The 14624-nt window shown below is 67.0% G+C and carries 14 protein-coding genes; 8 read left to right on the top strand and 6 right to left on the bottom strand.

What is annotated here, in order from left to right:
* Nucleotides 1-10: 10 nt before the first annotated feature.
* The gene (locus ACZ0AA_RS13525) at nucleotides 11-1774 is read right to left on the bottom strand and encodes an alkaline phosphatase family protein (RefSeq protein WP_463513223.1); all 1764 of its coding nucleotides are present in this window, start codon (nucleotides 1772-1774) and stop codon (nucleotides 11-13) included.
* Nucleotides 1775-1856: 82 nt separating this feature from the next.
* On the opposite strand from ACZ0AA_RS13525, the gene ACZ0AA_RS13520 reads away from it, so the two are divergent.
* A complete protein-coding gene (locus ACZ0AA_RS13520) occupies nucleotides 1857-2150 on the top strand; it encodes a hypothetical protein (protein ID WP_463513222.1) in 294 nt (97 codons plus the stop codon).
* Nucleotides 2151-2211: 61 nt separating this feature from the next.
* Complete coding sequence (locus tag ACZ0AA_RS13515; RefSeq protein ID WP_400863412.1) at nucleotides 2212-3639, top strand: CCA tRNA nucleotidyltransferase; 1428 nt, start codon at nucleotides 2212-2214, stop codon at nucleotides 3637-3639.
* Between the two features lie 299 nt (nucleotides 3640-3938).
* On the opposite strand, the gene ACZ0AA_RS13510 is transcribed toward ACZ0AA_RS13515, so the two are convergent.
* From ACZ0AA_RS13510 to ACZ0AA_RS13495, 4 genes are all read right to left on the bottom strand, one after another.
* Nucleotides 3939-4799: a response regulator gene (locus ACZ0AA_RS13510; RefSeq protein WP_463513221.1), complete on the bottom strand. Its 861-nt coding sequence runs from the start codon at nucleotides 4797-4799 to the stop codon at nucleotides 3939-3941.
* Nucleotides 4792-6348 (bottom strand): sensor histidine kinase, encoded by a 1557-nt coding sequence (locus tag ACZ0AA_RS13505; RefSeq protein ID WP_463513220.1) that lies wholly within the window; start codon nucleotides 6346-6348, stop codon nucleotides 4792-4794. The genes ACZ0AA_RS13510 and ACZ0AA_RS13505 overlap by 8 nt, the downstream gene beginning before the upstream one ends.
* 348 nt (nucleotides 6349-6696) lie before the next feature.
* Nucleotides 6697-7782 (bottom strand): DUF1700 domain-containing protein, encoded by a 1086-nt coding sequence (locus ACZ0AA_RS13500; RefSeq protein ID WP_400863421.1) that lies wholly within the window; start codon nucleotides 7780-7782, stop codon nucleotides 6697-6699.
* The gene (locus tag ACZ0AA_RS13495; RefSeq protein WP_400863423.1) at nucleotides 7779-8132 is read right to left on the bottom strand and encodes a PadR family transcriptional regulator; all 354 of its coding nucleotides are present in this window, start codon (nucleotides 8130-8132) and stop codon (nucleotides 7779-7781) included. Before ACZ0AA_RS13495 ends, ACZ0AA_RS13500 begins: the two co-directional genes overlap by 4 nt.
* Nucleotides 8133-8395: 263 nt before the next feature.
* On the opposite strand from ACZ0AA_RS13495, the gene ACZ0AA_RS13490 reads away from it, so the two are divergent.
* From ACZ0AA_RS13490 to ACZ0AA_RS13470, 5 genes are all read left to right on the top strand, one after another.
* Nucleotides 8396-9721 carry a GAF domain-containing protein gene (locus ACZ0AA_RS13490; RefSeq protein WP_400863426.1) on the top strand — a complete coding sequence of 442 codons (1326 nt, stop codon included), beginning with the start codon at nucleotides 8396-8398 and terminating at the stop codon, nucleotides 9719-9721.
* 210 nt (nucleotides 9722-9931) lie between these two features.
* Nucleotides 9932-11497: an acetaldehyde dehydrogenase ExaC gene (exaC, locus tag ACZ0AA_RS13485; RefSeq protein ID WP_463513219.1), complete on the top strand. Its 1566-nt coding sequence runs from the start codon at nucleotides 9932-9934 to the stop codon at nucleotides 11495-11497.
* 82 nt (nucleotides 11498-11579) lie between these two features.
* Nucleotides 11580-11981 carry a DUF779 domain-containing protein gene (locus tag ACZ0AA_RS13480; protein ID WP_241795569.1) on the top strand — a complete coding sequence of 134 codons (402 nt, stop codon included), beginning with the start codon at nucleotides 11580-11582 and terminating at the stop codon, nucleotides 11979-11981.
* Nucleotides 11982-12041: 60 nt separating this feature from the next.
* Nucleotides 12042-12317 carry a type II toxin-antitoxin system Phd/YefM family antitoxin gene (locus ACZ0AA_RS13475; RefSeq protein ID WP_463513218.1) on the top strand — a complete coding sequence of 92 codons (276 nt, stop codon included), beginning with the start codon at nucleotides 12042-12044 and terminating at the stop codon, nucleotides 12315-12317.
* Entirely contained in the window at nucleotides 12314-12592 is a 279-nt protein-coding gene (locus tag ACZ0AA_RS13470; RefSeq protein ID WP_463513217.1) for a type II toxin-antitoxin system RelE family toxin, read from the top strand. The genes ACZ0AA_RS13475 and ACZ0AA_RS13470 overlap by 4 nt, the downstream gene beginning before the upstream one ends.
* A gap of 24 nt (nucleotides 12593-12616) precedes the next feature.
* On the opposite strand, the gene trpS is transcribed toward ACZ0AA_RS13470, so the two are convergent.
* Nucleotides 12617-13651 (bottom strand): tryptophan--tRNA ligase, encoded by a 1035-nt coding sequence (trpS, locus tag ACZ0AA_RS13465; protein ID WP_463513216.1) that lies wholly within the window; start codon nucleotides 13649-13651, stop codon nucleotides 12617-12619.
* Between the two features lie 200 nt (nucleotides 13652-13851).
* Here trpS and ACZ0AA_RS13460 point away from each other — a divergent pair, with 200 nt between their 5' ends.
* Nucleotides 13852-14316, top strand: a complete 465-nt coding sequence (locus ACZ0AA_RS13460) for an HIT family protein (protein WP_463513215.1) — start codon at nucleotides 13852-13854, stop codon at nucleotides 14314-14316.
* Nucleotides 14317-14624 lie beyond the last annotated feature (308 nt).

Raw genomic sequence — 14624 nt, 5'->3', positions numbered from 1 at the left:
ATTGGCGCTGCTACTTCGAGCCCTTTGCGGGGCCGAACAGCTCCTCGCCATGCTCGTGCAGCAGGCGGTAGGCGTCGGCGAATGTCTCGGGTTCGGCTTCGCCGGGCTTGCCGTACTTGGCGATGAGCAGGCCCAGCAGACCGCGGGCAGGCGGGGTGAGCGGCTTGAGCTGATCGGCCGCGCCCGGCTTCGGCGTGCGCTCCTCGGGGTTCGGGGGTGTGTAGGCGGGCGTCGTGACGGGCCAGTCGGCCGGGTGGCGCGGCCTGTCGAGGTTCACGACGTTGAAGAGTGTGTTCGCCGACTGGTCTCGGTCGTTGAGCGGCTTCAGCCCGTGCAGCCGGGAGAGCGTCGCGGTGACGGACCCGTGGTGCATCTCGTCGTGCACGATCGTGCCGCGCTTCGTGTAGGCCGAGATCGCGATCGCCGGCACACGGCATCCCAGACGGTCGAAGGTGAACCCCATCTCGCCGGCTTTCGTGTCCTTCGTCGGCTTGGTGGCGGCGGGCGGCGGCACGTGGTCGTAGCATCCGCCGTGCTCGTCGAAGGTGATGAGCAGCAGGGTGTTGACGGCGTTGGAGCCCTTCGGCGACGCGCTGGTGCGCACCGCCTCATAGATGTCGTGGATGAGACGGTCTCCGGCCCTGACGTCGGAGATCGCGCTGTCGTAGACGGGCTCGCCATCGACCTCGCTCTCGCGAGGTGATCCGAACGGCGGGTGGAAGTCGTTGTGGTCGTAGACCATGCGCGGCTCGATGAACGCGTATGCCGGCAGGGTGCCGTTCTTCGCGTCGGCGTAGAAGTCCTCCATCGTGCCGAAGTGCTCGGTGCGCCAGTACTTCTCGAGCACTGCGGCGTGCAGCATCCCGGTGAACGACACGAGCTGCAGCTTGTCGATGTAGACCTTCCAACTGACCTTCTCGTCTTCGAGGCGGTTGAACACGGTGGGAGCTGCGGGGGCGTCGAGCCACTTGCGGTATCCGCCGCCCGCCTGATTGGTGACGAAGCCGTGCGAGGTCGAGGCGTGGAAGAACGACCGGTTGCAGAAGGTCTGCGACGGCACTCCCGCGTACCAGTGGTCGAAGACCGCGAACTCGGAGGCGAGCGTCGACAGCACGGGCAGCATCTCAGGAGAGAAGGAGCCCATGATGTGCGCGGCTTCTTCGGGCTTCGGCTCGACGCCCTTGCGCAGACGCCCGAAGTTGATGATGTAATCCTCGAGGAACCCCGACATCGTCGCCTTCTCGCCGTGCGTCGGCGCGTTGAAGGGAGCCGTCATCTGGTCGACGAACAGGTCGGCGTTGTCCTTCGGGTCGACCGTGCCGAAGATCTGCGTGTTGACGTGCGGATACTCCTCGCCGGGGTCGGGGTCGGGAAGGCTCATGATGCGGTCGGTGTCGCCGGTGTAGACGTGCGCGTCGACGACCGTGCCGTCGGACGCGGTGTTGGTGTGCGTCCCGAACGCGAGCCCTTCGAACTTCTCGCCTTTCGGAAGCGTGTCCTTCGAGTACAGATACCCGAGCAGATTGTCGAAGGAGCGGTTCTCGCCCATCACGACGACGAGGTGGTCGAACCCGGGTTCGCTGCGCGGCGTGAGCGCGGCGAACGGGTCGGGTTCGGAGGCGAAGCCGCTGCGCTGATTCGCGAGGTTCGCACCGATCGCCGCACCGCCCGCGCCGCCGATCACGGCGCCGGCCAGCGCGGCGCCGCCCATCCTGAGGAATCCGCGCCGGGAGGGCTCGGGCGCTGCGGGGGACTCGTTCGCATCTGCGGCCACGTGCCCGATCCTAGGATGCGGACGCTGCGAGCACGAGAGCAGACGCCGTCACGGAAGGCAGGCGCGCCGGTAGCGTGGGGGCATGAGCTATGCGGGAGAGTCTTCGATCGAGGCGCGTGTCCGGGCGGTCAACTCCGATTTCGGTCGACGCCAGACGCGACTGTTCGTCACGTTCGCGCTGATCGAGGGACCGGTGCTTCTTCTCCTCGCCGTCGCGATCTACGGGTTCGAGGTCATCGACCCCGAGATCGGCATCTGGTTCATCGTCGCTGTCGCACTCGTCGGTGGCTTCCTGCTCAGCATGTTCCTCGTGCGGCTCATGCAGGCGCGGGTTCGCGCCGTGGCGCAGGCCAAGGGCGAGAACCCCCTGTTCTGACGGCCTGCCCCGACTCATCGCCGCCGACGGATGACACCCGTGCCCCGGTACGCTGGAACCCATGCTCAACATGGCTGACGGCCTCGCCCGTCTCGGCGCGCTCGCCGAGAATCCGGTCGTCCGCACCCTCGCGGAGGCGTTCGAGAAGGCGGGCTTCGATCTCGCTGTCGTCGGCGGGCCGGTGCGTGACGCGCTGATCGGCAGGCCGACCCACGACCTCGACTTCACGACGAACGCGATGCCCGACGACATCCTGCGCATCGTCAAGCCGATCTCGACTGCCCAGTGGGACATCGGGCGCGCGTTCGGCACCATCGGCGCGCGGGTGCAGGGCGAGCAGGTCGAGGTCACGACATATCGAGCCGACAGCTACGACGGCGTGACGCGCAAGCCGACCGTCGAGTTCGGCGACACGATCGACGCCGACCTCCACAGACGGGACTTCACCGTCAACGCGATGGCGCTGCTGGTTCCGGCCGTGAAGCTCGTGGATCCGACCGGGGGAGTCGAAGACCTCATCGCCGGTGTCCTGCGCACTCCTGCCGACCCGCAGGTGTCGTTCGGCGACGACCCGCTGCGCATGCTCCGGGCGGCGCGCTTCAGCGCACAGCTGGGCTTCCGCATCGACGACGACACCTTCGACGCGATCACTCAGCTGCGAGCGACCCTCGAGATCGTGAGCCCTGAGCGCATCCAGTCCGAGCTCGTGCGACTCATGCAGACGGACGACCCGGTGCGCGGCATCCGCGTGCTGGTCGACACGGGACTGATCGAGGAGTTCCTGCCCGAGGTGAGTGCTCTGCGCCTCGAGGTCGACGAGCATCACCACCACAAGGACGTCTACGAGCACTCGCTCACGGTGCTCGCCCAGGCGATCTCGCTCGAGCATTCGCGGCACCCCGGTGCCGAGCCCGATGTCGCCCTGCGCATCGCCGCGTTGCTGCACGACATCGGCAAGCCCCGCACCCGCAAGCTCGAAGACGGCGGAGTGGTGACGTTCCACCACCACGACGTGGTCGGCGCGCGCATGGCCCGCAAGCGCCTGCAGTCCTTGCGCTTCGACTCGGACACGACGGAGTCGGTCTCGAAGCTGATCGAGCTGCACCTGCGATTCTTCGGGTACGCAGAGGGTGCGTGGACGGATGCCGCGGTGCGCCGCTACGTGCGCGATGCCGGTGACCTGCTGGAGCGCCTGCACATCCTCACCCGCGCCGATGTCACCACGCGCAACAAGCGCAAGGCCGGCCGCCTCGCCGGAGCCTACGACGACATCGAGTCGCGCATCGCCGCGCTGCGCGAGCAGGAGGAGCTCGATTCCATCCGTCCGGAGCTCGACGGCAATCAGATCCAGCAGATCCTCGGCATCGCGCCCGGTCGCGAGGTCGGCGAGGCCTACCGATTCCTGCTCGAGCTGCGTCTCGACGAAGGTGTCATCGGCACGGACGCCGCCGAGCAGCGCCTCCGCGAATGGTGGGCCGCCCGGGTCTGATCTCGTCGAGCCGCATCGACCGCGACGCGGCGGCGCGCGCGGGCGTCCCCATGAGGGGGGTCCCCCCAGATGACGCCCCCTCACGGCGAGGAGACCTCATCGGTTCCTCTGACGCAGACGTCCGAAGACGTATGCCTTCGTCGCGCCCCACGCGCGACCGAGGATCCAGCGTTCGAGCGGCAACTCCGCTGCCTTCGAACCGCAGCAACCTCCCGAGTATCCTCGCTGTTCGCGACGCAGCACCCGCAGCCGACGAGGCTTTCGCCGTCAGCCCGACGCGTTCTGTCCCTTTCCCGTCGCTATCGCGACTCGTCGACCTCGAAGGTCGCGTGTGCGGCTCTCCATCTCGCCGGTGCCACCCCGTGCACGTCCTGGAATGCGCGTCGCATGCTGCGTGGGCTGCTGAATCCGCTGCGACGTGCGATCTCGCCCGCTGTCAGACGCTCGACTCCGAGCATCAGCATCGCGGACACCCCGACGCGGTGGTCGCGGATCGCATCCTGGACTGAGCGTTCATCACGCGCATACGCCCTCTGCAGCTGACGTGCCGATACGTGCAGCGCGTCGGCGAGGGTGTGGAGACCGAAATCGATCGAATGGCCTCGATCCGAGATCACGAGGTCGCCGCGTTCGCGCAGCGCATCGAGGGGGTGCCCGGCGCGGATCTCCTGATCGGCGGCGTCCCCCGCTCGGCTCGGCGAGAGATCGGCACCGACGAACTCACTGTGCATCACCTCGTCGATCTGCGATTGACCCTCGAAGCTCTGCCGCGACGCCAGGGCGCTGCGCACTCTCGCCACGGAGCGGAGCCTGAAGCGCAGCTCTCGCACCGAGAACGGTTTGGCGAGGTAGTGGGCGACGCCCAGCATCCGCATCTGCGCCACACTGGTCGCTCGGCGATCCGCGGTGACGGCGATGACATCGACGTCATCGCCGAGATGCGTCCGCAGATACCTCAGGACGTCGACTCCCGAGATGCCCGGGAGCTGAAGGTCGAGCAGGACGACATCAGGGGGGTCGCTCTGCATCAGTTCCACCGCGGCCTCGCCGGAGGAGGCGACTCCGCTCACGAGGAAACCGGGAGTCCTCTCGACGAACATCCGATGCAGCTGTGCCGCCATCGGCTCGTCGTCGACGATCAGCACGCGGAGCTCAGCCATCCGTGAACCTCGAGCACTCCGAATCCGGAACCGGGATGCTCGCCTCGAACCTCATGCCGCCGAGCTGCGATGTCCGGCACGCGCAGCTTCCACCGAGTCGGGTGACGGCTCCGCGCACGATCGCGAGACCGTAGCCGCGGGCGTCCCGACCTGTCTTCGTGCTCATTCCCAGCGAGAACACGCGATCGCGCAGGTGTTCCGGTACGCCTGGACCGCTGTCATCCACCGCGATGTCGAGTACGAGGCCGGATCCGTCGGCAGCCGCGCCGACGCGCATCGTCAGCTCCACGTCATCACCCGACGAGCAGATCTCGACCGCGTTCGAGAGGAAGTTGCCGACGATCAGCAGGATCGCCTGCGCGAAACCGTGCTCAGCGTCGGCGAGATCCGGCAGCGCGGCCGACGGAGAGACGACCAGACTGATGCCGCGCTCTCTGGCGCGGGCGCGGTGCGCGTAGACGAGTGCGCGAACACTCGGGTCCTCGACTCCGTGGTCCGGCATGCCGAACTCTTCCGACACGCCTCCGGCGCGTACGAAGTCGAGAGCGCGATCCGGTTCGTCCATGTCGAGCAGCCCCTCGATGATGTGAAGAGTGTTGGCGAACTCGTGGCCGCGCGAGCGCAGCGCGTCAATGAGGTTCTGCGCCCCATCCAGTTCACGCAGCAGGGCGGCGTCGCGCGAGTAGTCCCGGAGCATCACGAGCCGACTCTCTCCGGCGACGGGGGAGACGTCCCTGTCGGCGGAGAGCATGAGCACGCGATCGCCGATCTGGATCAGCTGCGCATCGAGTGCACGCCCACCGTGGCCTCCGCACGCCGTGGACAGAAGCTGCTCGGCGTCCTCGCCGATGTCGTCGTCCGCCAGCGCGAGGAGCTCGCCGGCGGTGGAGTTGAACCACAGCAGCCTGCCGTCGCGATCGATGCCGATCGCCGCGTCCTGGATGCTCTCGAGCAGCGCCGCGCGTTCACGGACTATCTGGTCGACCTGCTCCGGTTCCATCCGATAGGCGGCCCGCGTGAAGCGCACTGAGAGCACCCTGAGCACGTAGAACGACGGCACGCCGGCGCCGATGATGAGCAGGGCGATCGGCAGCGCGATCCCGAGGACGCGCCCGTCCCTCCAACGGGAGTCGACCTCGACGTACAACCACCCACCCCCCTCGAGCGGAAGTGAGTAGCCGCCCGCCACGGGGGCTCCCGGCTCGTCGACGAGGCCGGTGAGGTGCAGGCCGTTCGCCCGCTCTCTTTCGGCTCCGGCGGTCGCGATGACCTCTTCGTCGGAGTCGATGACCGCATACAGCGAGAACGGCCGTCCGATCGGTCGAGGGTCGCCGCTCAGAATCCGGTCGGCCAACTCATCGGCCACGCCACCCGTGAGCATTCCGACGGCGCCGCGGGCGTTCTCCGCTCCCGTGAAGAGCAGCGCGCCGACCAGCGCAGCCGCGAGCAGTGTGGCGAATGCGAGTGTCTGCGCCACGAGAATGGCGCTCCGCGAGGCTCTTCGGGGTGGCGTCTCTTCGATGGATGCCGCGACCGGGCCTGTGCGCATGACCCCTCCGCTCGCGACGACTCACCTGGTCGGGAGGCAGCGGACGGAGGGGAGGAGGTGTGCGCCGCGAGAGGTCGTCCCGGGGTGTCACCGCGCCCAGGGCGTCGCGCCGTTCGCGAGAGGCCACCACGGTCGTACCAGCAGGTGTCTTCGTGCATGATACGGACTTCGTTGCGGAGTACCGGTACACCGGTTCAGGTGGCCCCGCTGAAAGTGATCCCCGGGGTCGTGCGCCGACCGAGCCGGCCCGTCATTCCTCCGGCTCGTCGACCTCGACGGCCTGCGCGAGCGCCTCCCGGACGAGGTGCGAGATGTCGATGGAGATGATTCGCTCGGCCATGTCGTCTCCTAGGGAGCAGGGGTCTCGGTGGGCTGAGGGGTCGTCTGAGGATCAGGGATGGGCGCGGGCGTCCCATCCGCTGCCTCGATGCTCGGAGCCTTCTGGAACGGCGGCTCCGGCTGCTTCTTCGTCGAGACGTCGGGCTGACCGGTCATCGGATCCCACTCCGCCTCGTCCAGCGGGTAGATGTTCCAGACCGACTTTCCTCGGTAGTCCTCGGAGGGAATCGTCGCCAGCAGCCCGTCGTCGTGCATTCCGAACTCGGTCATGCCGTTCTCGTCCGAGAAGGCCTCCTGACCGCCCGCCGAGCCGTAGAGGTCGAGGGGAGTGCCCTTGCCGGTGAACAGCTGGACGTGGTCGATCGGATTGCCCTGCGCGTCGTAGGCGAAGATGTTGTTGATCTGCACGCCGTCGAGAGCGAGGCCCATCATGCCGACGGGTTCGGTCGCGTAGACGTGCTCGACGCGAGGCGACAGCACCGAGGCGACGAGACCCGGCAGCACGATCACCGCCAGGATGCCCGCGAGCGTTCGGACGTGGCGAAGGGGGTTCCTCGGCAACCACCGATCGCGACCCCACTGCACGCTGACGAGCACGAACACGAACAGCGCGATCCACTGCAGCGGCGAGGTGGGGATGGCCCACGCGGTGTACGACTCGATCGGCAGGTAGGAGAAGGGCGGGATGACGGCGACGACGACCGAGACCACCGCATACAGTCCGATGCCGCGCAGCACCCACCACACCGGCCGCAGGGCGAGCAGCAGATCGAGGATCCACGCGCCGGCGGCGCTGCGACGGATGCCGTCCACCGCGCCGTGGCGCCAGGTGCGTAGGCGTGCCCTCATCCGCACCCGCCGCCGCGCTTCGGCTCGCGGGGGCAGGCCGGCGGCCGACCGCAGCTCCGCGGCATACGCAGCCGGGTCGCCGAGGTCGAGCTCGCCGTCGTTGTCGGCGGCCTGGTCGGCGAGGTCAGCGGTGAGCCCGCCTACGATCTCGTCGAGCTCGTCTGCGGGAAGGTCATCGAGGTTCTCTCGAACGGCGAGCGCGAAGGAGCGGATGTGCTCATCGATCGAGACGGCGGTGTCGTTCATCGGTTCTCTCCGATCGTGGGTGTGTCTGTGCTGTCGGCGGTGAGCAGCGTCGACATCGCTCCCGCGAAGTCGAGCCACGTGACCGTCTGTGTCTCCAGGGCTGTGCGGCCCTGGGGGTTGATCGCGTAGTACTTTCGGTGCGGTCCGCCGTCTGAGGGGACCACATAGCTCGAGAGGCTGCCCGCGGCGTAGAGGCGCCGCAGGGTGCCGTAGACCGAGGCATCTCCGACGTCGCCGAGGCCTGCATCGCGCAGCCTTCGCACGATGTCGTAGCCGTAGCCGTCTTCGGTGCGCAGCACGGCGAGCACCGCGACGTCGAGCACGCCTTTCAACAATTGGGTGGTGTCCATCCGATCTCCTTCGATGCAGTGCACGCTACCACGCAGTGCACAGTAGTGTGCGAGGTGCGCAACTGCGTGTCTCGCTCCGCTCGGCCATCGACCGCGCATGTGCGTGGTCGGATGACACTCGTATGCTCGGATCGTCGGTCTCGGCATGCGTCTGTGATCTGAGCATGCATTCAAGACGAGCGCACCGGAATATCGCACCTTCCGCCCACGGCATCCGGCTCTTACACTGAGGTAACGCTCCACCGACGACGAACGGAGACGCTGTGGTTGCGTCGTGGCAGGTGTCACGCGATGGCCCTCCTGAGGCCTCTCGTCTGCTGATCGAGCGTGCGCATGAAGAGCTCATCGCCGGCAACCTCGACGATCAACGGCTGCAGCAGGTGCGTCCCCTCGTGCGCGAGTCGTGGGTGCGCTCGTGGCGAGGACGGGTCGGGCCCGAAGAGGCGCCGCGGATCGAGCTCGTGACCGAGGAGCTCGAGGCGTATCGACTCGCGCATCCGCTCGCATCCGCGATGGACATGATCCGCGCGCTTCTGCTCCCCGGCACCCCTGACGAGTCGGGTGTCGTCGTCGCCGTCGGCGATCAGGCAGGTCGACTGCTGTGGATCGAAGGCGACCGCCAGCTGCAATCGCTCACCGAGGGGATGGGATTCGTCGCGGGCGCGAACTGGGCGGAGGATGCGGTGGGCACGACGGCTCCCGGCACCGCCCTCGAGCTCGGTCACTCGGTGCAGATCCGGGGGGCGGAGCACTACAACCGACTGGTGCATCCGTGGTCGTGCACCGCGGCGCCCGTGCGCGACCCCGAGACGAAGCGGGTGCTCGGAGTGATCGACGTGACGGGCGGAGACGAGGTCGTCTCGACACAGGCGCGGCTTCTGGTCGATGCGACCGCTCGCGCCGTCGAATCCGAGCTGTTGGTGGCGCGGCTCCGGGCGCGCAGCGAATCGCCCCGTCCCACGACGTTCTCTTCTCGCGCCAAGCCCACGACCCGTGCGACCCTGCACGTGCTGGGGCGGGACAGGGCGCGCCTCGAGTCCGAGAGCGAGCTCGAGGAGTCGATGATCGAGCTCAGTGCGCGCCATGCCGCCATCCTGCTGATGCTCGCGGTGAACCGTCAGGGCCTGTCCGCCGAGAGACTGAGCGAACTCGTCTACGGACCCGAAGCGTCTGCCGACACCCTGCGTCCGGAGATGGTGCGCCTGCGCAAGGTCCTCGAGAAGCATGCGCCCAGCCTCGTCCCCGAGTCCCGACCCTACCGACTGACTGTGCCGCTCGAGACCGACGCGCACGACGTGCTCTCGCTGCTCGACCGAGGCGCGCACCGCGTCGCGCTCACCGCCTATCGCGGCCCCGTGCTTCCCGAGTCGACCTCGCCCGGCGTGGAGGAGTTCCGGGAATCGGTGAGAGCGGCGCTGCGCGAGACGATGCTCTCGGAGGCGAGCCTCGACGTCCTGTTGGAATACGCCGAGATCCCCGAAGGACAGGGGGATGCGGCGGCGCTCCGTCTCGCTCTCGAGATGCTGCCCGCTCGGTCTCCCAAGCGCGCGGGACTCGTCGCGCGCATCGAACGCATCGAAGATCGCTGACCCGGGTTCATCCGGCTGACGGATTCCCGCCCGGACGTGCACACGCCGACGGTATGCCCGCCATCCGGGGAATCATCAGCCGTTCGAGCGGATCCAGCCTGTGACCGCCTGCAACCCTTCGCAACGTTGCGCATCGGGGCGCAACCCCCGCCGACCTACCGTCGGAGGACAGCCGCAGCACCGACGCCGTGGCCCGTCGAAGGAGTTCCGATGACGATCGTCGAAGAAGACGTGTCCACCGCCCCCGCATCCTCCGCGTACGCCGCCCCCGGCCAGCCGGGAGCCGTCGCCACCTACCGCCCGCGGTACGGGCACTACATCGGAGGCGAGTTCGTGGATCCGGTCAAGGGCCAGTTCTTCGAGAACGTCAGTCCCGTCAACGGCAAGCCTTTCACCGAGGTGGGCCGCGGAACCGTCGAAGACATCGACCGCGCCGTCGACGTCGCCTGGAAGGCGTTCGCCACCTGGGGCAAGACCAGCTCCGCAGAGCGCTCCGTCATCCTCACCAGGATCGCCGACCGCATCGAGCAGCACCTCGAGGAGATCGCCGTCGCCGAGACGTGGGAGAACGGCAAGCCGGTGCGCGAGACGCTCGCCGCCGACATCCCCCTCGCGGTCGACCACTTCCGCTACTTCGCAGGTGTTCTCCGTGCGCAGGAGGGCGGTATCAGCCAGCTCGACGAGAACACCGTCGCGTACCATTTCCACGAGCCACTCGGTGTGGTGGGGCAGATCATCCCCTGGAACTTCCCGATCCTGATGGCCGTATGGAAGCTGGCGCCGGCGCTCGCCGCAGGCAACTGCGTGGTCATCAAGCCCGCGGAGCAGACGCCGGCATCCCTGCTCTTCCTCTTCGACATCATCGGCGACCTGCTGCCCGCCGGCGTCGTGAACATCGTCAACGGCTTCGGCATCGAGGCGGGTGCCCCGCTCGCGCAGCACAAGCGCATCCGCAAGGTCGCCTTCACGGGTGAGACCACGACCGGTCGCCTGATCATGCAGTACGCCTCGCAGAACCTGATCCCGGTGACGCTCGAACTCGGGGGCAAGAGCCCGAACGTCTTCTTCGAGGATGTCGCCCGTGACACCGCCGATCCGTTCTACGACAAGGCACTCGAAGGTTTCACGATGTTCGCCCTGAACCAGGGCGAGGTCTGCACGTGCCCGTCGCGCGCGCTGATCCAGCGGTCGATCTACGACGGCTTCCTCGCCGATGGACTCGAGCGCGTCGGCAAGGTGATCCAGGGCAACCCGCTCGACCCGGCCACGATGATCGGCGCCCAGGCGTCGAACGATCAGCTGGAGAAGATCCTCAGCTACATCGACATCGGAAAGCAGGGTGGAGCGCGGCTGCTCACGGGAGGCGACCGCGTCGACCTCGGCGGCGATCTGAGCGAGGGATACTACGTGGCACCGACCGTCTTCGAGGGCACGAACGACATGCGCATCTTCCAGGAGGAGATCTTCGGCCCGGTGCTGTCGGTCACCTCGTTCGACGGCTTCGACGACGCGATCTCGATCGCGAACGACACGCTCTACGGACTCGGCGCCGGAGTGTGGAGCCGCAGTGGCGACACCGCCTACCGCGCGGGCCGTGCGATCGAGGCGGGTCGCGTCTGGACCAACACGTATCACCAGTACCCGGCGCACGCCGCGTTCGGCGGGTACAAGCAGTCGGGAGTCGGGCGCGAGAACCACAAGATGATGCTCGATCACTACCAGCAGACCAAGAACCTCCTGGTCTCGTATGCAGAAGGCCCGATGGGGTTCTTCTGAGTTCGACCCCGGGCGGGCACTGCACCCTCAGTGTCCGCCCGGAACCATCCGCACCCGGACCATCTGCAGAAAGGCACGGACCATGGTGAGCATCGGCACCTACCAGCGGGTCGACGTGACGGATGCCGCGGCATCCCTCGTGCGCGATCTCACCGTGCAGCACGGTCCCCTGATGTTCCATCAGTCGGGCGGATGCTGCGACGGCTCGTCGCCCATGTGCTATCCAGTCGGGATGTTCATCACGGGGCCCGGAGATGTGCTGCTGGGCGCGCTCGACGTGGGCCTCGACGCTCCGGTCGAGGTCTTCATGTCGGAGTCGCAGTTCGAGTACTGGAAGTACACCCACCTCACGATCGACGTCGTGCCGGGGCGCGGTGCCGGCTTCTCGGTCGAGGGGCCGACAGGCATGCGGTTCCTGATCCGCTCGCGGATGCTGAACGACGCGGAGCTGGAGTACTTCGGGCTGGCGGGTTCGGCGGGCTGAGCGGACATATGGCCTGGAGTCAGGCTAGATATAGGCCAGACTTCAGGCTAATGTTTCTCCATGCAGACCATACCGCTCAGTGAGGCGAAGGATCACCTGTCACGTCTCGTCGACCAAGTGGAACGTGAGCACGAGACGATCGAGATTACTCGCCACGGACGCAGCGCAGCGGTGCTGGTGAACAAGGATGCTCTGGACTCGCTGTATGAGACCCTGTTCTGGTTCTCCCAGGGGGGGACTCGTGAAGACGTGGATGACGCTCGCCGGCAGTCCGGGGCCGGCGAGCTCCGCAGCGCCGAAGACACGATGAAGCGATACGGCGTTCGACCCCGGTGAACTGGGTCACGTCATTCGCCGATTCCGCCTGGCGGGACTTCGATGGACTACCGCCGAAGATCGCGCAGGCGATTGTGGAGTTCGCCGTTCATACCTTGCCCGAGAACCCGCTCCGGATGAGTAAGCCGCTACTGGAGGACTTCGAAGGACTGCAATCGGCGCGCCGAGGCGACTATCGGGTGCTGTTCTATCTCGAGGAGCCGAACCAACTCATCGTGGTGCGTGCGAGGCACCGACGCGACGCGTATCGACCGCCGGCTCCCGGCATGAACTGACCTTTTGTTGGGCCGCGCCTTCCGTCAATACGTCATCCCCATCGCCGCCCTCACCTCATCGAGCGTGTCGTTCGCGATGGACTCCGCGCGCTCGTTGCCCTCTCGGAGCACGGCGGCGGCATCGGCGATGGTGAGCGCCGCACGACGGGCACGATGGTCGGCGAGGAACTCGTTGACCGCTTCGGTGGTGAGGCGCTTGAGCGCACCGGCTCCTGCACCACCGATCTCCTCCGCGATCACCTCCGGAGTGCGGTCCAGAACGACCGCGGCCGTCGCGAGCAACCCCGAGACTCCTGGCCGGTTGGTGGGGTCGTACGTGATCACGCGTTCCGAATCTGTGGGAGCGCGCCTGATGGCGTCGGCGGTCTCGTCAGCCGTCATCCCGAGTGCGATCGCATTTCCATAGCTCTTCGACATCTTGCGGCCGTCGAGGCCTGGAAGCTCAGGGGTCTCGGTGACGAGTGCGGCAGGCTCGGGGAACACGTTGCCGTATCGGTCGTTGAAGCGACGTGAGATCGTCCGTGTCATCTCGACGTGCGGGAGGTTGTCCTTGCCCACCGGAACGAGGTTGCCCTTGCAGAAGAGGATGTCGGCCGCTTGGTGGACGGGATAGGTGAGCAGTAGTCCGCTGAGGGTGCGTCCGGATGCCGCGAGTTCGGCCTTGACCGTCGGGTTGCGGTGCAGCTCTGCCTCGGTGACCAGGCTGAGAAAAGGGAGCAGGAGCTGGTTGAGGGCCGGCACCGAGGAGTGGGTGAAGATCGTGGTCGAGGCCGGATCCAGGCCGGCAGCGAGGTAGTCGAGCACCGCGCCGTACACGTTGCCGCGCACGTCGCCGGCCGAGTCGCGGTCGGTGATCACCTGGTAGTCGGCCAAGATGACGAACGTCTCGACACCGGCATCCTGCAGACGGACCCGTTCGCGGATGGTGCCGAAGTAGTGGCCGAGATGCAGCCTGCCGGTCGGGCGTTCCCCGGTGAGCACGCGGTATCTCTCGGGATGCTGCTCGATCGCCTCTCGAAGGTCGGGCATGCGGGCGAGGGTTGCGGCGTATGAGTCCATGATCTGCTCCTGATTCGAAAGGAGCTGCACGGAACATGGGTCCGCGTAGGGGTCGCGGGCTGCCGTGCAGCCCGCGCGTCAATGCGTTACGGCTGCTCGTGCAGCCACCACGACGAAACGGTGAAACGCATAGGTCGAGGATAGTGACGTTGGACGCTCGAGGCGACCGGCGGCGGGGTTCTCGCGGCTACCATGGGCCGATGTGGTGGTCGGATCAGGAGTGGGCAGAACTCGCGGACCCTGAGCTGTGTGGGATGTGCGCCGACGCTCATCTGCCGGAGAACGAGCACAGCATCCTCGTCGCTTCCACAGAGGCGACTCACATCCGACTGGTGCGCAACCAGGCGCATCCCGGCTACACCGTGGTCATCCTCCGCGAGCATGTCACTGACCTCGGTCTGCTGGACGCCGGTCAGCTCAGTGCGTTCTGGCGCGACGTCCAGCGCGCAGGCCGGGCCGTCGGCAAAGCATTCGACCCGCGGAAGATCAACTACCTGGTGATGGGTCATCGGGCCCCGCATCTTCACTGCCATGTGTTCCCGCAGCATCTCGAGGATGACCCGCTGCGGAACGTGGACATCTCCGACGGCCCTGCGTATCTCCCTGACGCGGAGATCGATGCGTCGGCGTCTGCGCTACGGAAAGCGTGGCAGGCGAGCGCCTGAGATGCGGCTGGCGCTGGCGCCGGGAGCCACAGGGAAGCCAGCTACATCTCCGAGACCCAGCGGCGGTCATCTATGCCAACGGCATCGAGTCGGAGCCTGTCACCACCGCATTGCCGATGGCTTGCCTGCGAAGGATGATCCAGACGCGAACCCGATGCAGGAGGGGCATGAGACCGTAGACAACGATGGGAACGGCTACGGAGACGAGAACAAGAGTACGAATCACAACGTTCAGAGTGGCGAGCCACTCGCCGAACACAAGATTGATGAATGTGAGCGTGGGGAACACAGCCAGCCAAATCATTAGG

Source organism: Microbacterium sp. AC035 (genome assembly GCF_979258485.1).
Note: the sequence above shows the minus strand (reverse complement) of the source record. Positions and strands in the feature narration are given on the sequence as shown.

Coding starts and splice junctions, on each gene's coding strand:
- ACZ0AA_RS13520 (WP_463513222.1), top strand. CDS start 1,857: ATGAGCTATGCGGGAGAGTCTTCGATCGAGGCGCGTGTCCGGGCGGTC.
- ACZ0AA_RS13515 (WP_400863412.1), top strand. CDS start 2,212: ATGCTCAACATGGCTGACGGCCTCGCCCGTCTCGGCGCGCTCGCCGAG.
- ACZ0AA_RS13510 (WP_463513221.1), bottom strand. CDS start 4,799: ATGGCTGAGCTCCGCGTGCTGATCGTCGACGACGAGCCGATGGCGGCA.
- ACZ0AA_RS13505 (WP_463513220.1), bottom strand. CDS start 6,348: ATGCGCACAGGCCCGGTCGCGGCATCCATCGAAGAGACGCCACCCCGA.
- ACZ0AA_RS13500 (WP_400863421.1), bottom strand. CDS start 7,782: ATGAACGACACCGCCGTCTCGATCGATGAGCACATCCGCTCCTTCGCG.
- ACZ0AA_RS13495 (WP_400863423.1), bottom strand. CDS start 8,132: ATGGACACCACCCAATTGTTGAAAGGCGTGCTCGACGTCGCGGTGCTC.
- exaC (WP_463513219.1), top strand. CDS start 9,932: ATGACGATCGTCGAAGAAGACGTGTCCACCGCCCCCGCATCCTCCGCG.
- ACZ0AA_RS13480 (WP_241795569.1), top strand. CDS start 11,580: ATGGTGAGCATCGGCACCTACCAGCGGGTCGACGTGACGGATGCCGCG.
- ACZ0AA_RS13475 (WP_463513218.1), top strand. CDS start 12,042: ATGCAGACCATACCGCTCAGTGAGGCGAAGGATCACCTGTCACGTCTC.
- trpS (WP_463513216.1), bottom strand. CDS start 13,651: ATGGACTCATACGCCGCAACCCTCGCCCGCATGCCCGACCTTCGAGAG.
- ACZ0AA_RS13460 (WP_463513215.1), top strand. CDS start 13,852: ATGTGGTGGTCGGATCAGGAGTGGGCAGAACTCGCGGACCCTGAGCTG.